The sequence below is a fragment of the Corallococcus sp. AB011P genome (assembly GCF_003611605.1).
GTDB classification, from domain to species: Bacteria; Myxococcota; Myxococcia; order Myxococcales; family Myxococcaceae; genus Corallococcus; species Corallococcus coralloides.
The window spans coordinates 109,996-134,722 of the sequence record NZ_RAVX01000016.1 but is presented as its reverse complement, the minus strand read 5'-3'; the positions used below and the strand labels follow the sequence as shown (position 1 = coordinate 134,722).

21 protein-coding genes and 2 tRNA genes are annotated in these 24,727 nt (G+C 69.0%); 9 read left to right on the top strand and 14 right to left on the bottom strand.

Features of this window, described 5'->3' with window-relative positions:
* Positions 1 to 142 precede the first annotated feature (142 nt).
* Positions 143 to 2,203 (top strand): TonB family protein, encoded by a 2,061-nt coding sequence (locus D7X30_RS30500; protein ID WP_120566492.1) that lies wholly within the window; start codon positions 143 to 145, stop codon positions 2,201 to 2,203.
* A 36-nt stretch (positions 2,204 to 2,239) separates the two neighbouring features.
* Here D7X30_RS30500 and D7X30_RS30495 read toward each other — a convergent pair whose 3' ends face one another.
* From D7X30_RS30495 to D7X30_RS30480, 4 genes are read right to left on the bottom strand one after another with little or no spacing between them, the layout of a single operon-like run.
* The gene (locus D7X30_RS30495; RefSeq protein WP_120566491.1) at positions 2,240 to 2,959 is read right to left on the bottom strand and encodes an HAD family phosphatase; all 720 of its coding nucleotides are present in this window, start codon (positions 2,957 to 2,959) and stop codon (positions 2,240 to 2,242) included.
* 9 nt (positions 2,960 to 2,968) lie between these two features.
* Positions 2,969 to 3,934: a myxosortase-dependent metalloprotease, MXAN_2677/MXAN_2678 family gene (locus tag D7X30_RS30490; protein WP_120566490.1), complete on the bottom strand. Its 966-nt coding sequence runs from the start codon at positions 3,932 to 3,934 to the stop codon at positions 2,969 to 2,971.
* On the bottom strand, positions 3,931 to 4,830 hold the full coding sequence (locus D7X30_RS30485) for a myxosortase-dependent metalloprotease, MXAN_2677/MXAN_2678 family (protein WP_120566489.1): 900 nt from the start codon (positions 4,828 to 4,830) through the stop codon (positions 3,931 to 3,933). The genes D7X30_RS30490 and D7X30_RS30485 overlap by 4 nt, the downstream gene beginning before the upstream one ends.
* A complete protein-coding gene (locus tag D7X30_RS30480) occupies positions 4,830 to 5,411 on the bottom strand; it encodes a hypothetical protein (RefSeq protein ID WP_120566488.1) in 582 nt (193 codons plus the stop codon). Before D7X30_RS30480 ends, D7X30_RS30485 begins: the two co-directional genes overlap by 1 nt.
* 88 nt (positions 5,412 to 5,499) lie before the next feature.
* On the opposite strand from D7X30_RS30480, the gene gltX reads away from it, so the two are divergent.
* The 4 genes from gltX (at position 5,500) to D7X30_RS30460 (ending at position 7,700) form a co-directional block, all read left to right on the top strand.
* Positions 5,500 to 6,951, top strand: a complete 1,452-nt coding sequence (gene gltX / locus D7X30_RS30475; protein ID WP_120566487.1) for a glutamate--tRNA ligase — start codon at positions 5,500 to 5,502, stop codon at positions 6,949 to 6,951.
* A 46-nt stretch (positions 6,952 to 6,997) separates the two neighbouring features.
* Entirely contained in the window at positions 6,998 to 7,408 is a 411-nt protein-coding gene (locus D7X30_RS30470) for a hypothetical protein (protein WP_120566486.1), read from the top strand.
* A 68-nt stretch (positions 7,409 to 7,476) separates the two neighbouring features.
* Positions 7,477 to 7,547, top strand: a tRNA-Gln gene (locus tag D7X30_RS30465).
* An 81-nt stretch (positions 7,548 to 7,628) separates the two neighbouring features.
* Positions 7,629 to 7,700, top strand: a tRNA-Glu gene (locus tag D7X30_RS30460).
* Positions 7,701 to 7,860: 160 nt separating this feature from the next.
* Here D7X30_RS30460 and D7X30_RS30455 read toward each other — a convergent pair.
* On the bottom strand, positions 7,861 to 8,829 hold the full coding sequence (locus D7X30_RS30455; RefSeq protein ID WP_199724588.1) for a response regulator: 969 nt from the start codon (positions 8,827 to 8,829) through the stop codon (positions 7,861 to 7,863).
* 39 nt (positions 8,830 to 8,868) lie between these two features.
* Between D7X30_RS30455 and D7X30_RS30450 the strand changes: the two genes are divergently transcribed.
* On the top strand, positions 8,869 to 9,474 hold the full coding sequence (locus D7X30_RS30450; protein WP_120566484.1) for a hypothetical protein: 606 nt from the start codon (positions 8,869 to 8,871) through the stop codon (positions 9,472 to 9,474).
* Here the strand turns inward: D7X30_RS30450 and D7X30_RS30445 are convergent.
* Both D7X30_RS30445 and D7X30_RS30440 read right to left on the bottom strand, forming a co-directional pair.
* Positions 9,452 to 10,609 (bottom strand): sensor histidine kinase, encoded by a 1,158-nt coding sequence (locus D7X30_RS30445; RefSeq protein ID WP_120566483.1) that lies wholly within the window; start codon positions 10,607 to 10,609, stop codon positions 9,452 to 9,454. The genes D7X30_RS30450 and D7X30_RS30445 overlap by 23 nt on opposite strands.
* Before the next feature lie 136 nt (positions 10,610 to 10,745).
* Positions 10,746 to 11,006 (bottom strand): DUF2795 domain-containing protein, encoded by a 261-nt coding sequence (locus D7X30_RS30440; protein ID WP_233591877.1) that lies wholly within the window; start codon positions 11,004 to 11,006, stop codon positions 10,746 to 10,748.
* Between the two features lie 195 nt (positions 11,007 to 11,201).
* Here D7X30_RS30440 and D7X30_RS30435 point away from each other — a divergent pair, with 195 nt between their 5' ends.
* A complete protein-coding gene (locus D7X30_RS30435) occupies positions 11,202 to 11,408 on the top strand; it encodes a hypothetical protein (RefSeq protein WP_120566481.1) in 207 nt (68 codons plus the stop codon).
* A 63-nt stretch (positions 11,409 to 11,471) separates the two neighbouring features.
* Here the strand turns inward: D7X30_RS30435 and D7X30_RS30430 are convergent, their stop codons facing one another.
* From D7X30_RS30430 to D7X30_RS30400, 7 genes are all read right to left on the bottom strand, one after another.
* Positions 11,472 to 13,091 (bottom strand): pyruvate dehydrogenase complex dihydrolipoamide acetyltransferase, encoded by a 1,620-nt coding sequence (locus D7X30_RS30430; RefSeq protein ID WP_120566480.1) that lies wholly within the window; start codon positions 13,089 to 13,091, stop codon positions 11,472 to 11,474.
* 6 nt (positions 13,092 to 13,097) lie between these two features.
* Positions 13,098 to 14,084: a pyruvate dehydrogenase complex E1 component subunit beta gene (locus tag D7X30_RS30425; RefSeq protein ID WP_120566479.1), complete on the bottom strand. Its 987-nt coding sequence runs from the start codon at positions 14,082 to 14,084 to the stop codon at positions 13,098 to 13,100.
* A 54-nt stretch (positions 14,085 to 14,138) separates the two neighbouring features.
* Entirely contained in the window at positions 14,139 to 15,266 is a 1,128-nt protein-coding gene (gene pdhA / locus D7X30_RS30420; protein WP_120566478.1) for a pyruvate dehydrogenase (acetyl-transferring) E1 component subunit alpha, read from the bottom strand.
* Between the two features lie 132 nt (positions 15,267 to 15,398).
* Entirely contained in the window at positions 15,399 to 16,166 is a 768-nt protein-coding gene (locus tag D7X30_RS30415; protein ID WP_120566554.1) for a hypothetical protein, read from the bottom strand.
* Positions 16,167 to 16,211: 45 nt separating this feature from the next.
* On the bottom strand, positions 16,212 to 17,795 hold the full coding sequence (locus tag D7X30_RS30410) for a hypothetical protein (RefSeq protein ID WP_120566477.1): 1,584 nt from the start codon (positions 17,793 to 17,795) through the stop codon (positions 16,212 to 16,214).
* A 100-nt stretch (positions 17,796 to 17,895) separates the two neighbouring features.
* Positions 17,896 to 19,368 carry an MFS transporter gene (locus tag D7X30_RS30405; RefSeq protein ID WP_120566476.1) on the bottom strand — a complete coding sequence of 491 codons (1,473 nt, stop codon included), beginning with the start codon at positions 19,366 to 19,368 and terminating at the stop codon, positions 17,896 to 17,898.
* A gap of 83 nt (positions 19,369 to 19,451) precedes the next feature.
* Positions 19,452 to 20,132: an NUDIX hydrolase gene (locus D7X30_RS30400; protein WP_120566475.1), complete on the bottom strand. Its 681-nt coding sequence runs from the start codon at positions 20,130 to 20,132 to the stop codon at positions 19,452 to 19,454.
* Positions 20,133 to 20,364: 232 nt separating this feature from the next.
* On the opposite strand from D7X30_RS30400, the gene D7X30_RS30395 reads away from it, so the two are divergent.
* Both D7X30_RS30395 and D7X30_RS30390 read left to right on the top strand, forming a co-directional pair.
* On the top strand, positions 20,365 to 22,659 hold the full coding sequence (locus tag D7X30_RS30395) for a bifunctional UDP-sugar hydrolase/5'-nucleotidase (protein ID WP_233591875.1): 2,295 nt from the start codon (positions 20,365 to 20,367) through the stop codon (positions 22,657 to 22,659).
* Complete coding sequence (locus tag D7X30_RS30390) at positions 22,659 to 24,641, top strand: hypothetical protein (protein ID WP_120566473.1); 1,983 nt, start codon at positions 22,659 to 22,661, stop codon at positions 24,639 to 24,641. Before D7X30_RS30395 ends, D7X30_RS30390 begins: the two co-directional genes overlap by 1 nt.
* Positions 24,642 to 24,727: the final 86 nt, after the last annotated feature.

The following is a 24,727-nucleotide window of genomic DNA, read 5'->3' as shown; positions in this document are numbered from 1 at the left end:
CCTGCGACCGGGGTCGCGCTTGCCCCGACGTGGTGGATTCCGGACCCCCTTGGCGTGCGCCGCACCGGCGAGTTGTGCTTGGATATAGAGGCGCTGCTTTTGCCGGAGAAACCATTTTGCACGCAGCTTCTAGGGGATACGAATGATCAAGAGCGATTCCCCGAGCCCTGAGGCGCCGGGAACGGATCCGCTCATCGGCCGGACGTTGAACGGCCGCTTCAGCATTCTGGAGCCCCTGGGCGTGGGTGGAATGGGCAAGGTGTACCGCGCCCTGCAGGCCCCCTTGGAGCGCGTGGTCGCGCTCAAGGTGCTCAACCCCAACTTCCCGACCAGCCGCGACCCCGGCTTCCAGAAGCGCTTCCTGCGCGAGGCGTCGCTGACGTCGAAGCTGCGGCATCCGAACACCGTCACCGTCATCGACTACGGGCAGACGGACGACGGCATCTATTACATCGCGATGGAGTACCTGGAGGGTCGCACGCTCCAGCAGGTGCTGGGTCAGGCGGGCCCGCTGCCCTGGGCGCGCGCGGTGTCGGTGGCGCAGCAGGTGTGCCGCTCCCTGCGCGAGGCGCACGCGCTGGGCATCATCCACCGCGACCTGAAGCCCGCGAACATCATGATCCTCAACGAGGCGGATCAGGACCTGGTGAAGGTCCTGGACTTCGGCCTCGTGAAGTCCGTGGCGCCGCAGGAGGGGCCGGTCAGCCCTGAAATCACCCAGAACGGCACCTTCCTCGGCTCGCCGCAGTACATGGCGCCGGAGCAGGCGCGCAACGTGGCGGACGCGCGCAGCGACGTATACTCGCTGGGCATCATGCTGTTCCAGATGCTGATGGGTCGGCCGCCCTTCATCGCGCGCGACCACATCGAGCTCATCTTCGCCCACTACAAGGAGCCGCCCCCCACCTTCCAGTCCGTGCGCCCGGATCTCGCGGTGCCGCCGGAGATTGAGATGGTGGTGCGCCGCTGTCTGGAGAAGGACCCGGTGCGGCGCTTCCAGACGATGGACGAGCTGCTGGAGGGCCTGCGCGAGGCGCACATGGCCGCGGGCGGCAACAGCGGCGTGTTCCGCCGGCTGGGCGGCGCCTCGACGACGGGCCCCTACCCCTCTCCGCCGACGACGGGCCCCTACGCGTCCCCGCTGTTCGCCAACGTGGGCAACGCGGAGCCCGCGGACGGTGGGCTCGCGGTGGACATCAGCGTGGAGGTGCCGGCGGACGTGCAGCGCGCCCGCCAGCGCACGCTCATGATGGGCGCGCTGGGTGGCGTGATGGTCGCGGGCCTGGTGGGCATCACGCTGTTCTTCCTGCGCGGCGGAAGCCCCGAGGAGAAGCCCGCGCAGCCGGTGGCCCAGGCCACGGCCCCCACCGCGCAGGCCCCGGTGGCGGAAGCCCCCACGGCGGCGCCCGCGCCGGGCAAGGTGCGCTTCCGGCTGATGAGCCAGCCGTCCGGCGCGCGCGTCTATTACAAGGGCAAGGAGAAGGGCGTGACGCCCTTCGTGATGGAGCTGCCCCTGGGCAGCGAGGGCAGCATCACCGCGGAGCTGACCTTCGCGCTGGAGGGCTACCAGACGGAGACCATCATCACCGGCGGCTCCGGTGAGGTGGTGCTGTCCCAGAAGCTGACCAGGCGCCGGGGCGGCGGTGAGCGCCCGAGCCGCGTGGACCTGGCCACCGCCTCCACCCCCGAGGACTTCGAGAACGTGGCCCCGGCGACGCCGGGTGGACTCGCGGCGCCGGTGATGATGCAGGCCGCGAACCCGTCCACCCCCGCGGCGGTCCCCGCCACGACGACGGACAAGGCGATGGGCGCGTTGGGCGCGTCCGCCGCGGCGCCGGTCAGCGCGGCAGGCAGCCTCGCGGTGCCGTCGCTGACGACCGGCGCGCTCGCGCCCGTCAACCCGAACGCCGTCATCCCCTTCAACGACGCCATGGAGCGGCCGATGCTGGTGGAGGAGGGCCGGGACATCGCCTACACGCGAGAGGCGCTCGCCATCAAGGCGGAGGGGCTCGTGGCGGTGCGCTGCACCATCACCAACAAGGGGCGCGTGGAGAACTGCCGCATCCTGAAGATGGTGCAGCACATGGACAAGGCGGTGCTCGACGCGCTCCAGTCGCGCGTCTACAAGCCCATCCAGTACCAGGGCCGCCCGGCGAACGTGGACTACACGTTCACCATGCGGCTCGTGTCCCCGCGCCGCTGAAAAAAGCGACGCGCCTCCACCGCGTCCTCCATCTCATCAAGGGCCGGTGGAGGGCACGAGCGGCGGCGACGGAGGGACGGACGGGGTGGCGCCTCCAGGAGGCACGCCCCAGTCCACCACCGGCCAGCCCCGCCGCCGGGCCTCGCGGCGCAGCCGGTGGTCCGGGTTCACCACCACCGGGCGCCCCACCACCTCCAGCACCGGCAGGTCCGAGTACGAGTCCGTGTAGAAGGCGCACGTGGACAGCGGCACCCCCGCCTCCTTCGCGGTGGCCTCCGCGTAGAAGCGCTTGCCCTCGCCGAAACACACGGCCCCCAGCGGGCGTCCGGTGTGCAGCCCCGCCGCGTCCACCTCGAAGCGGTTGCACAGCACGCCGTCCAGGCGCAGCTCGCGCGCCACCAGGTCGGAGAGGTAGCCCGAGGAGGACGTCAGCAGTACCAGCCGGTCTCCGGCCTCGCGGTGGGCCTCCAGCGCGACCAGGGCCCCGGGCCGGTACTGCCCGCGCACGGCCTCCGCGTAGAAGTCCGCGGAGCGCGCCTCCAGGGCCTTCGCGTCGGAGCCCGAGAGCAGCGCCGTGGCGCGCAGGAGCACGTCCTGCATGGCCACGAAGCCCAGGTGATAACGGGCGAGCAGCATGCTGGCGCGCAGGGCCTCCCAGCGGGAGATGTGGCCCAGCGCCAGCTCGCGGCGCACCCAGAGCGACGCGGAGTTGGCGGCGAGCAGCGTCCTATCCAGATCGAAGAAGGCGACGGCCACGGTCAGAGTCTAACCGCGCGGTCCGCCCGGGGCAGCACCAGGGAGACCGGCCCGAGGGGCCGTTGACCGCCTGCCCCTGCGCATCAGCGCCACGCCCCAGAGCAGCACGGCGGCCATGCCCGGTCCTCCCGCGGAAGCGCCGCAGCCGGTGCCCTTCCCGTCCGCCACGAGCTTCAGGCCCGGGTCCTCTGGGATGCGGCACTGCGTGGGCGGCAGGCCGCGCGGATAGGCCGAGCAGAAGCCGGCCGCGGAGCCCGCGTCGATGACGCGCTTGGAAGTCTCGCCCTGGGAGGCGGTGGCCTCCATGGTCGAGCCCGCGGAGAAGACGTGGTCCAGCCCGACGACGTGGCCAATCTCATGCGTCATCGTGTTCTGCACGTCCGTGGCGACGCAGCCGGTGGACGGAGTGCCCGAACACGGAGGGCCATTCACGGTGGTGAAGAGGAAGCTGGGACCATAGTCCGTCTCCGCCGCGTTGAGCTCGATGTCCGAGTCCACCACGCGCCCGTCCTTGAAGCTGAACGACGACGTGGTGAGCCCGATGGTGGCGCCCCCGTGCGCCCAGCACTGGTAGACGTTGCCGCACGTCTCCTCCTCCCAGCACGCGTCGTCCGGCGGGGCGACGTCCTGGCAGTTGCGCTCTCGGAAGGTGACGACGTTGTAGTTGTCGAAGGGGTGTTCCTCGTCGTAGCCAATGTCGACGGAGCGCAACCAGTCCTCGCCCCGGATGAAGCGGAAGTCGCTGCACGTCGCGGACAGCGCCCGCCACGCGTCGAAGGCCGCCTCGATGGCGACGACCTCCGAGTCCCCGGGCGTGCGCGTGCTGCCGGCCGCGTCCAGGTGGTAGACGTAGTCACGCCCCGGCCACACCAGGCACAACGGCCGGCCCGGCACGAGCGTGCGCTTGAAGTCCTGCTGCGCGCCCGCCGCTCCCGCGCACAGCAGCACTCCCAGGAGCAGCAGGCGACAGCTCACCGTCCACCCCTCCGGCGGCGCGCCAGCAGCGAGGCCGCGGCCAGCAGCGGCAGCACCGCCAGTCCGCCGGTCGCCGCGGTGCAGCCGTCGTCACCCTCCCCGTCGCCGTCCCCATCGCCGTTCCCGCTGCCCTGCACCGGGAAGCAGGGCTGGCTCGCGCTGCCCTTGGGGTACGCGGCGCACACGAAGCTGCGCGAACCCGGGTCGATGTTGCGCTTGGACGTCTCGCCCGGAGGGGCGCTGGGGTTCATCGTGGAGCCCGTCGCCAGCGTGTGGTCCAGGCCCACGAAGTGGCCCACCTCATGGGTGGCCGTGTTCTGCACGTCCGTGTCCACGCAGTCCGGCGTGGCCACGATGCCGCACGGTCCGCCGTTGCCGGTGGTGAAGTTGAAGCGCGCGGCGTTGAAGGAGATGTCCGAGTCGTAGACGATGCCCGTGCGCTCGTCGTACGTGGTGAGCGTGATGGCGATGGTGCCGTCGCTGTCATCCCAGCAGTCGTACGTGTTCGCGCACGTGTCCTGGGTGAAGCAGGCGTCGTTGGCGTCCACGACCTCGCGACAGGCGCGGCCCCGGAAGAGGATGAGGTTGATGTTGTCGCCGGAGCGGTTGTAGCCCACCGTCCGGGAGTTCACGCGCGAGCCCTCCGCCAGCGTCAGGTTGCCGCAGCTGGCGAAGATGTCCTGCCAGCTCTGGAACGAGCGGGTGATGGCGTCGAACTCCGTGTGGTTCGTCGCCTTCGGGTTGCCCACGGTGCTCTGCTGCCAGGTGACCTTGGACTGCGTCCAGTACAGGCACTGCGTGGCTTCATCCCCAGGGGACACGCGGCTGCGCACGTACGGCGCGGAGCTCTGTCCCATCACCGCCGCCAGCACCACCCACGACGCGAGCGCGCCCATCACTTCGCCCCCTTCTTCGCGGGCGCCGCCTGCTGCGCCTGGACCGCCGCGCGCACGGAGGCCTTCAGCTCCTCCAGCGTCACCGGCTTCGCGCCGGACACCGTCTCCTGGCGCGTCTTCGGATCAATCAGCACCGCGTCCCCGGTGGACGCCGGCACCGCCATCGCGCCCGGGCCGGTGCGCTGCACCTGGTACTTGCCCTGCGCCATGCCCGACAGCTGGAACGCTGCCGCGCCGCGCTTCTCCAGGAAGACGACGACCTCCTCGCCCTCGGAGAAGGACGCCAGGCCACCCACCACCTGGCCAATGTCCCCCACCCGGCCTCCCGGCTGGGTGACGACCACCGTGCCGCCGGGCTGCCCCTTGAGGGCCTCCGTCACTTGAATCTCCACGTCGGTGACGATGCGGCGCTTGTCCCCGCTCCAGCGGCTCTGCACGCGCCGGACGACGCCCTGCACCACCGCGTCCGACGTCTGCGCCATCTGCGGCAGGTCCGCCCGCAGCATCGTGGTGGCCCCCACCGGCAGCCCTCCGAGCAGGGTGGCCAGCACCACCGTGCGAACCGCGTGTCGAATCGACATGGATAGTCTCCTTGGCCGCGCAGCCTAACCCCAAGCGGGCGGCTTGCGTTGACCCTCGTGCACCCGTCCTGCTATCGCGCGCCTGCCCATGGCTCCGTCAAAACCCCGCGTCCGCTTCGCTCCGTCACCTACTGGATACCTCCACATCGGAGGCGCCCGTACCGCGCTCTTCAACTACCTCTACGCGAAGCGCTACGGCGGCACCTTCATCCTGCGCATGGAGGATACGGACCAGGAGCGCTCCACCCCGGAGTCCGTGAAGGCCATCCTGGACGGACTCAACTGGCTGGGCCTGGACTGGGATGAAGGTCCCGGCAAGGAGGACCCGAAGTACGGTCCCTATTTCCAGACCCAGCGCCTGGACACGTACCGCAAGCACGCGGACCAGCTCCTCGCGGAAGGAAAGGCCTTCCGGTGCTACTGCACCCGCGAGGAGATTGCCCAGCGCCGCGAGGCGGTGGAGAAGGCGAAGGGTCAGGGCAGCTACCGCTACGAGGGCACCTGCCACGACCTGAAGGGCCCGCCCCCCGGCAAGAAGCAGGAGGACGCCGTCATCCGCTTCCGCATGCCCGCGGGCGAAGGCACCGTGTCCTTCGACGACAAGGTGCTGGGCACCATCACCAAGGCGCACTCGGACCTGGATGACTGGGTGATGATGCGCGCGGACGGCATCCCGCTCTACAACTACGGCTGCGTCATCGACGACCACCTGATGGACATCACCCTGGTGTCGCGCGGCCAGGAGCACGTCAACTCCACCTTCCCGCAGCTGATGCTCTACAAGGCGCTGGGCTGGACGCCGCCGGACTTCGCGCACCTGCCGCTCATCCTGGGGCCGGACCGCGAGAAGCTCTCCAAGCGCAAGCATCCGGAAGCGGACGTGATGCTGCACAAGCGCACGGGCATCATGCAGGAGGCCCTGCTCAACTTCGTCATCCGCCTGGGCTGGAGCCACGGCAACGACGAGGTCATCACCCGCGAGCAGATGGTGGAGTGGTTCGACTTCGACGGCGTGGGCAGCACCTCCGGCGTGTGGAACCCGGAGAAGCTCCAGTGGCTCAACCAGCAGTGGTTCAAGCTGCTGCCCCCGGCCGTGGTCGCGGAGCGGCTCGTCCCCTTCCTGGAGGCCCGCGGCTTCCAGGCGAAGGGCGACGCGCGCCTGGAGCCGCTGGTGCTCGCGCTGCGCGAGCGCTCGCGCACCCTGGACGAGATGGCGAACACCGCGTCCATCTACTTCAAGAGCGGCGTCACCCTGGATGAGAAGGCCGCCGCCAAGCACCTGAGCGGGGACTCGCTCAACCTGCTGCGCCAGGCCCGGGAGAAGCTGGCCGCCCTGCCCGCCTGGACGGTGGAGCCGCTGGACGGCGTGGTGAAGACGGTGAGCGAGGCGGCCCAGGTGGGCATGGGCAAGGTGGCCCAACCCCTGCGCGTGGCCATCACCGGCAACACCACCAGCCCCGGCATCGGTGAGACGCTGCTGCTCGTGGGGCGCGATGAGGCCCTGCGGCGCATCGACGCGGCGCTCGCTCGCGGGACGTGACATTGGCGGTGGACGCGCGCATCGCCGGGCCCTATCTTGGCCGGCGATGACGCGACCGCTTGACAGCCTGAGACCGCATTTCTATAAGGCGCGCCCGCTCGGGGCGGTGCTGCTGGCCCTCTGGGCAACGGCTTCCGGCGCCGAGCTGGTGAACGGCGCGCAGATTCCGGATGGTGCCCAGAAGGTGGGCGAGAACAGGTACCGGGCTTCGCGAGACTTCGAAGCGACGCTCGACTACTACAAGAACGTCTACCCGACCTCGAGCTACCCGAGGCGGTCGATCGTCAACCAGCCGGGCGTCAAGGCCGTGCACATCTCCAACCCCTCCGGGAAGAACTTCGAGGGGCTGAATATTTACGAAGCGAACGAAGAGGTTCGCATCTATGTCGTCCCGCTGCAGGGGGCGGCGAAGCCGGCGAAGAAGACTGATGGCAAGCCGGTCAGGAAAACGAAGTAGTTGAAGTCAGCAGCAGAAGTCGGTAGTAGAAGCGCCCGCAACAACGCAGCCGCAGCACGCAGCGCCTTTGGGGAATCGTCTAACGGCAGGACAGCAGACTCTGACTCTGCTTATCTAGGTTCGAATCCTAGTTCCCCAGCTGAAAATCTCCGGTTGACTGGTCAGAACGGAGAATGTAGGAAGCAGCAGCAGAAACGAAGCGGTTGTAGGGAAGCAAGCCGGCCCTGTCGTCTAGTGGTTAGGACGGAGCCCTCTCACGGCTCAAACTCGGGTTCGAATCCCGGCAGGGTCACTCAGAGACGCCCACCTTCAGAAACGAAGGTGGGCGTTTCGCTTTGCGGGCTACGGCATTCCGCCCTGCCCTCGCGGACAGAGCTCCAGCGGTTCCGCGTCCAGGTGCCTGGACGCGGCCAGGAGCTCCGGTGGCCCCGAGGTTTGGGCGCTGCTCCTCTTCAGTTCGGGGTCGCGATGCTCTGGAGGAAGGTGTCGAGCGCGGCGGTGAGCCGCTGCTGGGCGCGCTGGATGCCCCGGCGCATCAGCAGCATGCGCACCTTCTCCGGCAGGACGCGGGCGGCGTTGGACTGGCCGTAGCCCACCAGGTCCATGCGCAGGGTGATGGCCTCCAAGAGGTCGCTCAGGTCGGCGTCCGCGCCGGCCAGGAGCACCACGTCCGGGGAGCGGCCCTGGAGGCGCTCCGCCAGCGTGTGCCACTGGGGGTCTCCGGTCTCCACCACCACCACGTCCGCGCTCTCCAGTTGGGGCGAGTACGGCGGCAGCTCCACCACCTCGAAGGACGCGTCGCGCAGCACCTTCACGGCCTCGGCGCTGCCCACCACCGCGACGTTGCCGCTGTGGCCCAGGCGTACCGCCTGCTCGTAGTTGCGCAGCTCCGTCTCCAGCGCTTCGTGCGCGGGCTCGGGAGCGTCCCGGCCCGCATCCAGCAGCGCCGCCGCCTGCCGGGCCATCTCCCGGGCGCCGTCGCGCGTGCGCACGCGCTCCGAGCGGCGCTCCAGCGCGGCGCGCACCTTGGCGCGCAGCACGCGCAAATCATCGAAGGGCTTCACGATGTAGTCGCTGGCACCGGCGGCGAACGCGGCGATGACGGACTCGGAGCTGGCGTAGGCGGTGATCATCACCGCCTCCAGCGCGGGCTGCATCCGCCGCGCTTCAGCGATGAGCTCCACCCCGCCCATGCCGGGCAGGTTCTTGTCCGTCACCAGCACGTCGAAGCGCTGGTCCTTCAAGAGGACGAGCGCCTCCTCCGCGCTGCCCACGGGGGAGACGATGAGGTCCGCCTCCCGCCCCAACAGGCGCACGCAGATGTCCAGCACCACCGGCTCGTCATCGACCAGCAGCACCTTCGAGGCGAGCGTCCCCCGCCCTTCCCCTTCACCTTCACCGGTCTCAAACGGGAGATCCATGAATTGGGAGGATCGCACAGCTCTCGTCCAACTTCGAGGGTGGGAAACAGGCTCGGCCACTATGCTCTCCCGGTGAGCTTCGAAGACGCGCTGCGGGAGAACCGGGTGCCACCGCGGCTGGGGGACGTGCGGCTCTTCTACGACGGGGGCCGGCTGGTGGGGGAATCCCTGCCCCCGGCCTGGATGCTGCGGCTGTTGCCCACGCTCCTCGTGGCCCTGGCCGCCGTGTGCACGGGGGTGGGGTTTCTGCTGCTCGTCCTGGACTCGGCCCGGACGCCGGGCGCCGCGACCCTGCTGCTCGTGCTGGCGGGGGGCCTGGTGGGCGGCGCGCTGGTGCTGGAGGCACGGCTGCGTCGGAGGCGCTTCGTGCTGCACTTCAAGACGGAGTCGCTGCGGCTGGAGACACTCGCGTGGGCCCCGGGCGCGGCGCGCACGGAGGTGTTTCCCTTCGACGACGTGCGCGCGGTGCACATCGTCCAGCCTCCGAAGGGCGGATACGCACTGGTGGTGGAGTACGGCCCGGAAGCAGCGCCCCGGCGCGCACTCCTGGTGCGGGACGTGCGGTCACAGGAGAGCGACACCCTCTACCGGGTGTGGCGGCTCCTGCACAACGCCTTCGGGCTCAAGGGAGCGGGGCTCGCTTGAAGGTGAGCTCGATTTCGGTGCCCTCGCCCGGCGTGGACGCCAGGCGCAGCTGACCGCCGAACTGCATCACCAGCTCGCGGCAGATGGACAGGCCCAGCCCCGTGCCGATGCCCACGGGCTTGGTGGTGAACAGCGGCTGGAACACCTTCTCCTGAAGCGCCACGGGGATGCCGCAGCCGTTGTCCGACACGGTCAGCACCACGTCCTCGTCGCGCGCCGCCCACCGCACGTCGATGCGGCCCGGACGGCCCGTGCCCTCCATGGCCTGCGCCGCGTTGACGATGAGGTTGAGCAGCACCTGGCACAGCTTCACCGGCCCGAAGACGATGCGGATGGGCTCGCCGTTGCTGGTGAGCCGCGCCCGGTCGCGCACCTCCGCTCGCGCCAGCTTCACCGCGAAGGAGACGACTTCCGCCACCTCCGCGGTGGCCTCCATGTCCTCGCCGCGCGCCTGCGCGCGCAGGCCCAGCGCCACCCCGCGCAGGTGGCTGGCGCCCTCGGACAGGTCCTTGATGAGCGACGGCAGGTCCTCGATGGTGGAGGACACCTCCGTGTCCGGATCCGTGGCCAGGTGCCGCGACACGTACTGCACCACCCGCTCCATGTCGCGCTGGAGCGACGACACGTTCTGCGTGAGGTAGCCCACCGGGCCCATCAGCTCGTGCGCGATGCCCGCCGTCACCTGCCCCAGCGTGGCCAGACGCTCGGACTTCATCATCCGGCCTTCCACTTCGCGGATGCGCAGCTCCAGCCGGGCAATCTTGAGCGCGTCCTCCAGCGCCGCCAGCAGCTCCGCGCGGTCCCACGGCTTGACGAAGTAGCGCGTCACCTGGCCGCGGTTCACCGCGTCGATGACGGCCTGCATGTCCGCGTACGCCGTCACCAGCATGCGCCTGGCGTCCGGCGCGATGCTGCGGGCGCGCTCCAGGAGCTCCACGCCCGTCATCCCCGGCATGCGCTGGTCGGACAGCACCACGCCAATCTCCGAGCGCCGCTGCTCCAAGAGCGCCAGGGCCTCGTTGGGGGACGAGCACCGGAAGATGCGAAACCGCTGCCCGAAGTTGGCGTCGAACACCCTCAGGTTGAGGGCGTCGTCGTCCACGTACAGCACGGCGGGCAGGTCCGAGGCGTTCATGGAGCTCCTCCAGACCATGGCTTCCTCATCCGGAAGACAGGCTGGTCGCGCCGAAGATAACGCGCACGTCCGTCAGCGCGCCTGGGGGTACCTTGTACCCAGGCCGAAAGCGAACGTCGCGCGACAGCACTCCGCCTCAGACGGAGGCGTTCCCGAGCGCGAGGGCCACCGTGTCCACCGACGGGAAACGGCCCCGCGGCAGCGAGCCCAACAGCGACACCACATGGGAGGGCGCGTCGTTCTCGCGCGCGACCCAGACCAACTGCTCCGCGGTGAGCGGGTACACCGCGCCGCGCAGCGCCTGCTGCAGCGAGTGCGCCAGGGACACCGCCGGAGTCTGGGGCGCCGGTGAAGGCTCCACCTCCCGCAGTCCAAGTCCCAGGCGCTCGCGAGTCATGTCGTCGTTCATTGAGTAAGAAGTTAAGCAGCGAACCGCGCCGCCTGCCGACCTTTTTTCGCCGTCCGAAGGGAGTCAGGCAGGCAGGCGCTCTGCCCCTCCATCCCACCGGGTGGCCACGCCAGCGTGGGCATCCCACCGTACCGCCACGGAAGTCCTACCCACACCCCCGACCCCGGGGAGGAGTGACGCACCATGGCGAACAAGAAGAACGAAGACGTGAAGCCGGTGAAGCACGTGGAAGCCACGCGTCCGGAGCCGTGGCCCGGCATCCAGGGCCGCAGCCGCGAGCACGAGGAGGAGCTGGAGACGGGCACGCGCCGCGCGGACCAGGCTGACGTCACGGAAGCCCAGCGCAAGTTGGAGAAGGACGTCGAGCCGGATGAGCCGGCGCGGGAGTAGCCCAGGCCATGCCCCGCCCCCGTGCGTGTCACACGGGGGCGGAGGCGGCGGACCGCTCGACCGCTAGAACAACAGCCGCGAGGGGTGCTCCAGCAGGCCCTTCAGCTCGCGGAGGTACTCCGCGCCGGTGGCCCCGTCGATGACGCGGTGGTCACCCGACAGCGTCACCGTCATCATCTTGCGCACCGCCAGCTGGCCGTCACGCACCACGGCCTTCTCCGCCACTGCGCCCACCGCGATGATGGCGGACTGGGGCGGGTTGATGACGGCGATGAACTGGTCGATGCCGTACATGCCCAGGTTGCTCACCGTGAGCGAGCCGCCCGTGTACTCGGCGGGCTTCAGCGAGCGCTTGCGGGCGCGCTCCGCCATGTCGCGGGACTCGGAGGAGATGGCCTGCAGGCCCTTGAGGTCCGCGTCGCGGATGATGGGGGTGATCAGCCCGTCCTCGATGGCGACGGCGATGCCCACGTCCACGGTGCCGAAGTGCAGCACCTGGTCGCCCTGGAGCGACACGTTCATCTTCGGTGAACGGCGCAGCGCGATGGCCGCCGCCTTCACGATGATGTCGTTGACGGACACCTTGAGGTCCAGCGCCTTGGCCTCTTCGCGGATCTTCACCGCGGCGTCCATCTCCACCTCCACCGTGAGGTAGAAGTGCGGCACGCCGGGCTTCACTTCCGACATGCGCTGGCCAATGACCTTGCGCATGGAGGACATGGGCACCGCCTGCGGCTCCGGACGCGTACCGAAAGCGCGAACCTCCGGCTGGGCCCCGGCCTTCTTCGCCGCCGGCGCCTGCGCGGGAGCCTTCGCCAGACCCTGGCCCAGCGCCTGCTCCACGTCGCGCTTCACCACGCGGCCCAGCGGGCCCGTGCCGCGCACCTGGCTGATGTCCAGCCCGCGCTCCTGGGCCATGCGCTTCGCCAGCGGGCTGGCGCGCAGCCGGCCGCCAGCGCCGGACGTCGACCCCTGGGGAGCCTGGGGCTCGCGGCGCAGCGGAACGACCTGTCCCCCGGCGGGCGCGGACGGAGCCGCGGCGGCGGGGGCCTTCGGAGCGGCCGGAGCGGAGGCCCCGGCCTTGGCGCCCTTGGGCGTGAGGAACGCGATGGGTGCGCCGACCTTGGCCATGTCGCCCGCCTGCACGGTGATGCGCGCGAGCGTGCCGTCGTCGTACGCCTCCACCTCGAGGTTGGACTTGTCCGTCTCCACCTCGGCGATGGCGTCCCCGGAGGAGACCTTGTCCCCCTCCTTCTTCAGCCACTTGACGATCTTCCCCTCCGTCATCGTCGGGGAGAGGGACGGCATCAGGATGGCAATCCCCTCGCCCGCGCCGCTGGCGGCGGGAGCCGGGGCCTGCTCGGCAGGCTTCGGGGCGGCGGCCTTGGGGGCCTCCGCCTTCTGGGGCGCCGGGGCCGAAGGCGCACCACCGGTGGCCTTCTCACCCTTCGCGCCGAGGAAGCCGATGGGCGAACCCACCGTGGCGACCTCGCCCTCGGGCACGGCGATTTGGATGAGGTAGCCGTCGTCGAAGGCTTCCACCTCGAGGTTGGACTTGTCCGTCTCAACCTCGGCGATGGCGTCTCCGGAGGAGATCTTGTCTCCCACCTTCTTCAGCCATTTGACGATCTTCCCCTCCTTCATCGTAGGGGAAAGGCTGGGCATCTGGATGGGCGTCGCCATACGCGTTCAGGCTCCCTCGCGGTACAGGACCTTCTTGATGGCGGCGATGATCTTGGGCGCGTCCGGCTGGGTCGCGTTCTCCAGGTTCGCCGCATAGGACATGTTCACATCCAACCCGGTGACGCGCACGACCGGCGCGTCCAGGTCGTCGAACGCCTGGGACTGGATGAGGTCCACCACGGACGCGCCAATACCGGCCAGCGCCCAGCCCTCCTCGCAGATGACCACGCGGTTCGTCTTGCGCACGCTCGCGAGGATGGCCTCCTCGTCCAGGGGCCGCAGGGTGCGCAAATCCAGCACCTCCACGCTGATGCCTTCCTTCGCCAGGGCCTCCGCGGCCTCCATGCAGAAGTAGTACATCCGGCTCCAGGTGATCAGCGTGACGTCGGTGCCCTCACGCTTCACGTCCGCCTTGCCCAGCGGGACGATGTGCTCGCCCTCCGGCACCTCGCCCTTGATGGCGTAGAGGCGCTCGCCCTCGAACATGACCACCGGGTTCTCGTCCCGGATGGCGCTCTTGAGCATGCCCTTGGCGTCCGCCGGGGTCGCCGGGGCAATCACCTTCAGGCCGGGGAAGTGCGCGTAGTTGGCCTCCAGCGCCTGGCTGTGCTGGCTGGAGAGCCGGCCGCCCGCGCCGCCCGGGCCGCGGAACACGATGGGGCAGCGCAGCTGGCCGCCGCTCATGTGGCGCAGCTTGGCCGCGTTGTTGACGATCTGGTCCATCGCCAGGATGGCGAAGTTCCAGGTCATCATCTCCACCACCGGACGCAGGCCCACCGCCGCCGCGCCCACGGAGAGGCCCGTGAAGCCCAGCTCGCTGATGGGCGCGTCGATGATGCGCGCGCTCCCGAACTTGTCCAGCAGGCCCTGGGACACCTTGAACGCGCCGTTGTAGCGGCCCACTTCCTCGCCAATGAGGAACACATTGGCGTCGCGCTCCATCTCCTCGGCGAGCGCCTGGTTCAACGCTTCGCGATACATCAACTCGGGCATCGTCGGCTCCGAACTCGAATCTCGAAAGGGTAGTGGCTTAAGGGAACGTGAGCGCTAGCGGATCAGGCCTGCCTTCTTGTCCGCCTGCTCGGCCTCGGCGCGGGGCTCCAGGTCCCACGTCACCTTCAACTCCTGGCCCGTCGGGTACTTCGGCCAGTTGGTGACCTTCACGCCCAGCACGCGCTCGCGCGGGCGCACATCCTCCTCGCCCGGCTCCACGATGGTGTCGCGCCACAGCTCGTCCACGCTGGGCTCGGGCGACTCGTCGGCGAACTTCACCGCCGCGTCCACCGCGCGCTTCTCCTCTTCCTCGATGGCCTCGAAGTCCGCGTCCGTGAGCTTGAAGCCCTGCTTCATCGCGAACTCGCGCAGCTTCGGGATGGGATCGCCCTTGCGCTCTTCCTCCACCTCCTGCTTGGTGCGGTAGTTCGCCGGGTCCGCCATCGAGTGGCCGCGGAAGCGATAGGTGTTCGCCTCCATCAGCACGGGGCCCTTGCCCGCGCGGCAGTACTCCGCGGCGTCCTTCACCGCCTCGTACATCTTGAGGACGTCCATGCCGTCCACCGCTTCGCCGCGCATGCCGTACGCGGAGGCGCGCTTGTGGATCTCCGGCACCGCGGACGTGCGCGCGATGGCCGTGCCCATGCCGTAGCGGTTGTTCTCGCAGATGTAGATGACCGGCAGCTTCCACTTCTGCGCCATGTTGAAGGTTTCGTGGAACGCGCCCTGGTTGGCGGCCGCGTCGCCGAAGAAGCACACCGTGACGCGATCTTCGTTCCGGTAGCGGCTGGCGAAGGCCATGCCCGCCGCGAGCGGAATCTGCCCGCCGACGATGCCGTAGCCGCCGTAGAAGTGGTGCTCGATGTCGAAGATGTGCATCGAGCCGCCCTTGCCCTTGCTGTAGCCGGAGCCCCGGCCGAACAGCTCCGCCATGATCATCCCGGCGTCGCTGCCACGCGCCAGCGGCTGGCCGTGGTCGCGGTAGGCGGACAGCATGTAGTCATCCGGGCGGATGGCCTCGTTGCAGCCCACCGCCACGGCCTCCTGGCCGATGTAGAGGTGGCAGAAGCCGGCGATCTTCCCCAGCGTGTACTGCTGGCCGGCCCGCTCCTCGAAGCGGCGCAGGAGGTACATCTTCCGGTACATCGTCAACAACAGGTCCTTCGAGTACGCGCTGGCCACCGCGGCATGCCTCCGTCTGGGCCGCCCCTTGAAGACCCGAGGGGGAAGGGCGGCGAACGCCGTGCGCCTCTTAGCGCGCGGCCAAGGGACTTCCAAAGCCTTTCAGAAACCGTCGTCCACCGTGCCTTTCTTTCAGGCGCGGTGCGTCACGTCCTCCATGGAGAAATGCGGCACCGACACGATGCCATCCTTCAATTCCACGGCCCTTCCCGAGTGGTCCGTGGCCAGGTGGATGACCGTCGCCTCCGGGAAGCGGTGGCGGTAGTCATTGGCGTGCGTGGGTTCATTGTCGAACGCAGCCACCACGATGCCCATGCGGCCCAGGCGCGCGTGCGCCTCGCGCTTGAAGGCGTCGTCGTCCTCCGCGAGCGTGGGCTTCATGACCAGGTGCACGCGCCCGTCCGTGCCGGGGGGCGTCACCATTCCGCAGCGCGCGAGGCATGACACGGTGCCTTCACGCATCGCTTCATGGCGGCCCGTCAGGTAGACGACCTGCGCGCCCGTGGCGGCCACCGCCTGGGTGAAGGCTGCCGCCCCTTCAATCGCCTCGTCGGAGACGCAGTAGGCGCTCGTGAAGAAGCGCTCCTGCCAGAAGGCGCGCGCGTCCGCGTAGCGCTGCTCCACCTCCGCGTCCTCCATGCCGCACGCGCGCATGGCGGCGCGCATGTCCCAGCCGGTGTCCCAGTGGCGCGGCTCGCACACGGAGAGCAGGTGCAGGGACCGCGCGTCGCCGTACTCGCGCAGGATGCGCGCCTGGCGGGGCCGGTTGTCAAAGAGGGTGGAGTCCAGGTCGAACGCCAGGACGGCCTGGGGACCGAGCGAGCGGGCCTTCTCCAGGATGCCGAGGAGCGTGTCGCGCCAGTCCTGCCGCACGCGTTGCTTGAGATCTTCAAAAGCCATGGACGCCGGAAGATACATGCCCCCGGCGCGAGGCTGGCCATCAAATCACGCGCCCTGGCGCCACGCGGCCGGCTGGATGGGCACCGACCCCGCGGGCTCCGAGGCCCCCACCGGAGCCTCTGGGGCCCGGGCGAAGTTCTGCATGCGCTGGATGCCGTTGCGATCCAACACCAGGCGGACCAGCTGCGCGGATTCATGACGCACGCCGTCCTCCATCACCGTGAAGCGGAAGACCAGGTCCACCGGGTAGCGCTTCGCGCCCCGGATGTGGCCCACGGAGAAGTCCCCCAGGTCCACGTACTCCAGCGCGAACTCCGGCTCGTCCATGTCGCGCAGGAAGCGCCCCACGTTCAGCCGGAGGATGTCCGTGACACCCGTGAGGCCACGCTCGGAGCGGGGCAGCAGGCGCGCGTCCAGCACGATGCGCTTCTGGTAGCGGATGACGGCTTCCGACAGCTCGCCCTGGGACACGGTGAGGAAGTCGTCCTGCAGCCGCAGCGACGACACCGCCTGCGGTACCTTCACCGCCGCGCCGTAGTCCACGCGCTCCTCGCACGTGCCAATGGCGCGCGCCGTGACGGGGTCCACCAGGTCCGTGGTGCGGTCGTACAGGTGCGTGGCGGCCACGCGGCTGAACATGCGCCGCAGCCCTTCCTTGATGCGGTCCTTCATCATGTAGCCGACCACGGCTATCAGGAAGAAGTTGAGGCTCACCTGCGTGAAGCGAACCTGCGCCCAGAGCGCCACCGACGTGGCGAAGGCCATGGCCACGCCCGCCGCGATGGCGAACAGCACCTCCTCCCAGCCCTGCCGCCCCGAACGCCGGCGCGAGGACAGGAAGAGCACGTTCATGCAGAACTTCTTCAGGAAGCCCAGCCGCTGCATGTACTCCTCGTTGTCCCCCGTGGGGCTCAACACGGAGCGCAGCCGGTGCTCCTTGCGATAGGACTCCTCGCGCAGCACCGCCTCCATCAAACCCTTGCGCAAGGGCAGCCACGGCCCCGTGCGCGGCAGCGCGTCCATGTCCGCCACCGCGCGGCGGAAGAACTGCTCCACCAGCAGGCTCACGTACTCGTCCACCAGCCGCAGCGACGCGCGCGTCTTCTCCTGGAGCTTCGCCTCACCGGTGGCGCGCAGCCACGCGCGGAAGCGCTCCAGCACCACGGGCACGGAGTCCCCCGCCTGCCGCACCACCGTCTCCAGGTCCACCCTTCCCGCCTCGCCCGTCTTGGCGTCACAGCGCGTCTCCACCGTGGTGGCGAACCTGCGCAGCGCGCCGCGCAGCACGCATGAGAAGAGCTTCGCCTGGTAGACGACGTCCGCCTCCGGCGCCACGCCCGCGCGCTGCCACGCCTCCAGCTTCACCAGCGGCGAGCCCTCCGACGACAGGAGCTCCCCCAGCCCCATCACCGGCGTCTTGAAGCGCACGTAGTTGTGGATGTCCGCGTAGAAGTCCGCGCGCGGGTACGTCTCCGCGTCGATGTTCAGGCTCGACGGCAGGAAGAGGTAGGCCTCCACCAGGTAGCGCGTCTCGTCCGCGCCCGTGGGCTGGTACTCGAGCTTGATTTCAAACTGCTTGCGGTCGTGGACGTCGAACCGGCTGTGGAGCGCTTCGGGGGCCTGGGACACAAACTCCAGTCTATGTCACAGGCCTGTCACACGGGAGCCACCCCCACCAAAGGATGGAGAAGCGTCCGGGGCGGCACACCGGACGCACTCCGCCGGAGCCTCAACCGTTGGTGCCCGTACGAGAAGAGGACGCGCCCGGCACGGCGCCCGGGACGACGTCGCCCACCGGCAGCGGGGCCGCCTTGGGCTGGGGCTTCGCGTTCCACACCCGCGTCGCCAGCACCAGGCCCACGATGGCCAGCGGCAGCATGGCCAGGGGCCAGGGCTTCCAGTTGGCGGGGTCCTTCATGGCGTCGCCGGTGGGGAGGATCATGCCGTAGACGAGCGCGTGGATGGCCGTGCCCGCGTACACCGCGCCGTCGATGATGCCCACCACGATGCCCGCGTTCTTCTTGCCGCCGAAGTCCATGGTGGCCGTGCCGGACAGCATGCCGTGCACGCCGATGACGCACAGGGACATGAACACCACGGACCAGCCGGCGCCCGGCGTTCCCAGCAGGAACACCGCGCCGATAGCGCCCAGGAGCAGGCCCGCGTAGAGCACCGCGGACACGGGGCCGCGGCGCGAATCGAAGATGCGGTCGCTGATGACGCCCGCGAACATGCCGCCCAGGATGCCAGCGACGCACGACAGCATGCCCCAGTTGGAGGCCACGAAGCCGCCGGACTCCCCAATGGCCTTGGCGTACTTGGGGAACCACTGCATCACCGCGTTGCGCAGGAAGCCGCTGCAGAACTCCACGCCCAGGATGATGAGGATGACGCGGTTGCTCAAGAGCTTGCCGAACATCTGCGGCACGCTGAGCGCCGGGCCCGTCTCCCCGCTGGACGCGTCCGCCGTGTCGAAGTCCGGGTGGCCCGTCTGGGACGGCGTGTCGCGGATGACGAAGAAGTCCAGCACCAGGAACGCCACGAGCAGCGCCGCGGGCACGAAGAACACCCACCACACCGGCGCCGCGTCCGCGATGAAGCGGCACCAGTCGAACGCGAAGTACAGGCCCAGCGAGATGAGGATGCCGAACACGCCGCCCAGCTGGCCGCGCTCACGCACGTGGAACCACGACGCGTTCACCTTGACGATGGAGACCGCGCCGAAGCTCTGGAAGTACATGTTCACGCTGTAGAGGAACGCGAGCCACGCCACCACGCCGCCCGGCGGGGCCCAGCCGTTCTTCAGCACCGCGTACACCAGGCCGCCCATGGCGATGTTCGCCACCGCGCTGCCGCCCGCGGACAGGAGGATGGTGAAGCGGCCGCCCAGCTTGTCCGTCAGCGGGCCGTTGAGGAGGAAGGCCGCGCCGTACGTGAGCGTCCCCCAGAAGAAGATGGTGGCGAAGTCCGCGTTGGACGTCTGCGCGCCCATGGCGCTGGTCGCCACGTTGACGTTGTAGCGCCCCATGTAGAGGAACGCGTACGTCAGGCCCAGGGGGAACCAGTTGAAGAAGCGGCGGCGGCGGAACGCATCGGTGTGCCCCAGCTCCACCTTCGGCAGCCGCGAGAGCACCAGGCCAATGGCCCCGAGCAGGATGACGATGGGGAGCAGCTGGGCCAGCCACGGGGGCAGCGACGACATGCGACGAACCTCGCCTGCAGGAGGAAGCGGAACGGGGCAGCACCCTACCCCGTCCGTCCTCGGCCCGGAAACAGCAAGCGGCGTCAGGAAAGCCGGGCGAGCAGCCGCGTGAGGGAGACCTCCGTCTTCGCGTCCGCGATGTCACCCCGGCGGCACGCGTCGAGCACCGCGCCCACCGGCCGCCATTGCAGGTGGATGCCCTCCTCCAATGGAGAGCCGTCTCCCTCCACCTCGCCCTGCGCCACGCCGGTGACGTCCACCGCGGCCGGGAAGACCTTCTCCGACAGGATGCCCGGCGCCAGGAAGAACGCGCCGCCCAACAACTGGATGTCCTCCGGCCGCACCGTGTAGCCCGCCTCCTCCTTCACCTCCTCCGCCGCGCGGCGGCGAAGCCCCTCCTCGCCCTTGTCGGAGGGCTCCAGCAGGCCCGCGACGATTTCCTCCACGCGCAGATGGCTCACCGTGTCAGGCACGGTCATGGACGCGGTCTGCTCGCGGCGGAAGTACGCCGCGGGGCGCAGGTTCATCCGCGTCAGGACTTCCACGTTTCCATCCGGCGCGCGGCGGTAGATGAGCACCGACACCGCGTCCAGCCGGGGCCGGTCCACCACATCCACCCGGTAGACCGGAGACGACGAGCCATCCGCGCGCCGGTTGCGGCAGCGCAGCCGACGCACTCGGAGGAAACCTTCGTCACAACGCGCCGTGGCGGAGAAATCCTCGATGATCTCGATGTCAGTCACATTGGAACTGCTGGGACGCATGTCTGCCTGCTCTCCTGGTGTCCTGGTAGGTGGAGGTGCCACGGTGGCGTTGCTTGCCCGTGCACCCTTGATCCCGTAGGTTGCGCCGTCCTCAAGTCGTCACTCCCTACGAATCACGGATCCGCCACGAATGTGTCGCGCACTGCTCGGCCTCTTCTGCGCCTGCGCCCTGGCCCTCGCCTCGTGCATGCCTGTGCTGGAAGGCCAGGATTACCACCTTGAAGGTCAGGAGGTGCGGCTTACCCTCCTCCATACCTCTGACATCCACTCGCGGCTCGTCCCGTACGACTTCACGCCGCTGAAGACGGACCAGGACCTGGAACTCATCCCGGAAGCCGGTCCCTTTGGCGGTGCCACGCGCATCGCGTCCATCCTCAAGCGCGAGCGCGCCAAGGGCGACCGCGTCCTGCACCTGGACTCTGGAGACTGCTTCCAGGGCGCGCCCATCTTCAACGTGAACACGGGCGAGGCGGAGTTCCGCTTCCTCTCCGAGTCCCGCCTGGACGCCGCCGTGGTGGGCAACCACGAGTTCGACGCGGGCGCCCTCAACTTCGTCCAGAAGGCGCGCAACTTCGCCAACTTCCCGCTGCTGGCCGCCAACTACTACTGGGACGACCCGAAGACGACCGGCACCAACGGCGCTTCCATGGTGACCAGCCCCTACACCATCCGGACGGTGAAGGGCCTGCGGGTGGGCGTCATCGGCATGGCGAACATCTCCTCGCTCAACTCCATCGTGGAGGGCGGCAACAGCCTGCAGGTGACGCCGCTGGAGCAGAACGAGGCCGCGCGCTCCTATGTGGAGCTGCTGCGCCCGGTGACGGACCTGATTGTCATCGTCAGCCACCTGGGCCTCACCGAGGACCAGGATCTCATCCAGGGCTACGAGGCCTACTATGAGTACGGCCGCGCGAAGCCCTTCATCAACCGCTCGCGCGACGCGTGGAAGGTGCTGGAGTGGTTCGGCCCCGAGGGCAACGACAAGTCGGTGGTGCGCGTGCACATCGCGGGCGTCAGCGGCATGGACGTCATCCTGGGCGGCCACCTGCACGTGGTGCTCAACCCGCCGCAGCTGGTGACGGACCCCGCCGGCCGCAAGGTCGTGCTGTCGCACTCGGGCGCGTTCGCCAAGTACGTGGGCCGCCTGGAGCTGGTCGTGAAGATGCCGAACCAGCGGGGCGAGGCCGAGGGCGCCGAGGTCGTCAGCCAGGACTACCACGCGTTCCCGGTGGACAGCCTCTGGTGCAACGAGGCGATGCGCAGGCTCCGCTTCGAGGACGGCGTCTTCTGGGATCCGGGCAAGTTCATTGAAGCCCCGGGCGTGCGCGAGGCCATCGCGGAGTGCGGCCGTCAGGAGGACGCCCAGACGACGGACCTGCTCATCCCGTACCTGCTGGGCATGGACGTGAAGCTGCAGCTCACCTCCATCTTCTCCTACGCCCCCCTCGACGTGCAGCGGCGCAACAACTCCAATGGCGGTGACTCGCCGCTGGGCAACATCGCCGCGGACTCCATGCGCAAGCGCAACCGCGTGGAGGCGGAGATGGCGCTCACCAACTCCCTGGGCATCCGCGACAACCTCTACGCGGGCGTCGTCACGCAGGAGGCGATGTTCAACGTGTTCCCGTTCGAGAACACCATCAACATCATGTACCTGTCCGGCGTGGAGATGCAGGAGATGTTCGACTTCGTCACCGAGCGCTCCGCGGAGCGCGGGTGCGTGAGCCAGGCGCAGATCTCCGGCGCGCGCTTCACCATGGACTGCGCCCAGGTGCAGCTCAACGACCTGCGCGTCGCGTGCACCCCGGCGACGGTGGCCACGGACTGCCCCCAGGAGGGCCGCGAGGGCCACGCGCCGTGGCAGTGCCTGGAGGACACCGCCGGTTCGCGCTGCTGGGCGCACCCGGGCATCGACATCCAGATCAACGGCAGGCCGCTGGACACCAACGGCACGTACAAGGTCGCGGTGAACGACTACATCGCCAAGGGCGGCTCCGGCTTCACGGTGCTCAAGCGCAACACCACGCGCATCGAGACGGGCATCAGCCTGCGCGACTCGCTCATCGGGTACATGCAGGGCTTCTGCAGCTGCGACGACCTGCTCAACGGCCGGGAGACGTCCAGCAACGGCACGCGCTGCGGCTCGCTGGTCAACGGCCAGTGGACGGTGGATGAGAAGACGCTGAACTCCTGCAAGGTGTCCAAGGCCTTCGAGGACGGGCTCGACAAGACGGTGGGCAGCTGCTCCTGCCGGGATCTGCTCAAGGTGACCACGAACGCCGCCGAGCAGCCGAAGGCCATGGCCCAGTGCGGCCTGCCGGACATGACGCGGGACGCGGCGCTGGCGGAGTGCGCGCTGCCGCAGGGCCCGTACACCGGCCGCTGCACCTGCCGCGACCTCCTGACGGGTGGAAACCCCACCTGCGGAACCATGACGAGCCAGCTGCGGTCGTTCTGTGAGAAGCCCACAGCCATGCCCATCGCGAGCGCCATCGAGGATGGCCGCATCGGGCGGAGGGTGAAGTAATGAAGCGACTCTTCCTGCTGTCCACGCTGGCCCTGGCGGCCGGCTGCTACACCAAGGAGTCCGAGGCTCCCACCGGACTCACCTCCTTCCGCGTGGAGGTGACGAGCATCACCACCGCGGGTTCCGCCACGGCGCTGCTGCCGGTGGTGAACGCCTGCGTCGCGAAGTACGGCAACAACCAGGCGGCGGTGCCGCTCGAGGTGCGTGGCACGACTGACTGCCCCTACACCCTGCCCCGTTCGGACGTGGACATCGGTCTGTCCATCACCGCGATGGACGGCACCGGCGGGGAGATGACGTCCTTCAATGGGCCGGTGTCCTTCCGGGTCATCCCGGGCGACCTCACCGGTGAGTACGGCCAGCGCTGGACGCAGCTCACCAACGGCAAGGGCACCGGCACCGTGCGCGTGGCCCACCTGTACGGTGAGACGCACGTCTGGGTGCAGGACCAGGACCTGGAGCTGATCTACGCGGACGGCGGCGTGGTGGGTGACCTGGCCCAGTTGCCCCAGGAGCCGGCCATCCGCACCCTCGCGACCGGCCTGTCCCCGAGCATCCGGTTCGAGGAGCCCTCCCTCGCCACCATCAATCTGCCCGAGGGCGGCTCGGAGACGAGCGTCTTCGTCAAGCAGTTCATGCGCGTGGGCCGCAATCCGGAGTCCGGCGAGCCGCTGACGCAGAACTGCGACCCGTCCGACCCCAACAACGGCAAGCCGATGATGCTGCTGGTGACGGGCACGGACTCCAGCGGCTTCTACGTCACGGACATGACGGCCTGCCGCGTGGATGAGAAGAGCGTCACGGGCGCGAACATCCAGACCGCGGAGCCGGACGGCTTCAACCCGGGCCGCTTCAACAGCATCTACATCTACAACTACTCCTTCCCGGAAGGGCTGGACTCCGGCGACCTGCTCTGGACGCTGTCCGGCACGGTGGCGGAGTTCACCAACACCACGCAGATGAGCTTCCCCGCCTGGACGCTGCGGGAGAACGTGCGCCTGCTGCCCCAGGACCAGTGGAACAAGTACCTGGACCAGGTGCCGCCGGTGGAGGTGAACGGCCGGCTGTGCGGCTACAGCGGCTCGCCGTACCTGGACGACATCCTGTGTGGCTATAGCTACAAGAACTACAAGATGGAGAGCCTGGAGTCGTCGCTGGTGAAGCTGCGCCGGGTGAAGTTCCCCAAGGTGTTCCGCAACTGCGACGCCAACGGCAACAACGACATGCCCATGTTCTGCCCGGTGGGCAGCAGCGCGTCTCGCAGCTGGCAGAACTGCTTCGCGGAGCCGCCGGATGATCCGGACCTGCCGGAGCGCAAGTGCGTCATCGACTGCACGCTGGGCATCGGCGAGTACGCCGGCACCATCTGCGCGGAGAAGACGACGTACACGAACTTCGGCCAGTTCGTGGTGGAGATGAACGCCACCGGTCCGGCGTCCATGGGCATGGACGAGTCCGTCCCCAACCGCATCATGAACGTCACGGTGGGCACCACGCCCGTGCGGCCGGACAAGGCGCTGCCCCAGGGCTACCGGATGAACATCATCTGCAACCAGCCGGTGCGCGCGCGCTTCGGCCAGGTGAGCGTGACGGCGGACCAGACGGACACGCTCATCGCGGCCAACACCCGCTACGAGTACACCCTGAAGGACTCCGAGGTGACGGTCGCGCTGGTGCGTGACGCCGCCGCCACGGCCAACGCCGCGTGCAAGGTCGCGCCGGACACGCGCTCGCGCATCAGCCTGCAGATCAAGGACGCGGTGCCGGACCTGAACCCGGACTGCAACGAGAACGACGCCGACGCGGCGAAGGCGCTCCAGTGCAAGCAGCTGCGGGCGGCCACCTTCGACGTCGTGGGTCACCTGAAGCACGTGGGTCCGGCGCGTCCGCGCTGGAACGTCCTGCCGAGAGATCAGGACGACCTGTGCTGCTATCCCGGGCCCGGGATGGAGTGCCCGAAGCCCATCAAGCCGTGCCAGTAGCCACCATTCACCTTTGAGCAGTCGCATTGCGCGCCCCGGCGGTATGCCGGGGCGCTGGGAGGAGCGGTCTCCCCCGGACCGCTTCC

Bases quoted from the DNA above. Each gene is read 5' to 3' on its own strand.
- D7X30_RS30425 (WP_120566479.1), bottom strand. From the start codon at position 14,084: ATGCCCGAGTTGATGTATCGCGAAGCGTTGAACCAGGCGCTCGCCGAG.
- D7X30_RS30400 (WP_120566475.1), bottom strand. From the start codon at position 20,132: ATGCGTCCCAGCAGTTCCAATGTGACTGACATCGAGATCATCGAGGAT.
- D7X30_RS30435 (WP_120566481.1), top strand. From the start codon at position 11,202: ATGGCGAACAAGAAGAACGAAGACGTGAAGCCGGTGAAGCACGTGGAA.
- D7X30_RS30485 (WP_120566489.1), bottom strand. From the start codon at position 4,830: ATGGGCGCGCTCGCGTCGTGGGTGGTGCTGGCGGCGGTGATGGGACAG.
- D7X30_RS30430 (WP_120566480.1), bottom strand. From the start codon at position 13,091: ATGGCGACGCCCATCCAGATGCCCAGCCTTTCCCCTACGATGAAGGAG.
- D7X30_RS30445 (WP_120566483.1), bottom strand. From the start codon at position 10,609: ATGAACGCCTCGGACCTGCCCGCCGTGCTGTACGTGGACGACGACGCC.
- D7X30_RS30455 (WP_199724588.1), bottom strand. From the start codon at position 8,829: ATGGATCTCCCGTTTGAGACCGGTGAAGGTGAAGGGGAAGGGCGGGGG.
- gltX (WP_120566487.1), top strand. From the start codon at position 5,500: ATGGCTCCGTCAAAACCCCGCGTCCGCTTCGCTCCGTCACCTACTGGA.
- D7X30_RS30470 (WP_120566486.1), top strand. From the start codon at position 6,998: ATGACGCGACCGCTTGACAGCCTGAGACCGCATTTCTATAAGGCGCGC.
- D7X30_RS30415 (WP_120566554.1), bottom strand. From the start codon at position 16,166: ATGGCTTTTGAAGATCTCAAGCAACGCGTGCGGCAGGACTGGCGCGAC.
- D7X30_RS30390 (WP_120566473.1), top strand. From the start codon at position 22,659: ATGAAGCGACTCTTCCTGCTGTCCACGCTGGCCCTGGCGGCCGGCTGC.
- D7X30_RS30405 (WP_120566476.1), bottom strand. From the start codon at position 19,368: ATGTCGTCGCTGCCCCCGTGGCTGGCCCAGCTGCTCCCCATCGTCATC.
- D7X30_RS30440 (WP_233591877.1), bottom strand. From the start codon at position 11,006: ATGACTCGCGAGCGCCTGGGACTTGGACTGCGGGAGGTGGAGCCTTCA.
- D7X30_RS30480 (WP_120566488.1), bottom strand. From the start codon at position 5,411: ATGTCGATTCGACACGCGGTTCGCACGGTGGTGCTGGCCACCCTGCTC.
- D7X30_RS30500 (WP_120566492.1), top strand. From the start codon at position 143: ATGATCAAGAGCGATTCCCCGAGCCCTGAGGCGCCGGGAACGGATCCG.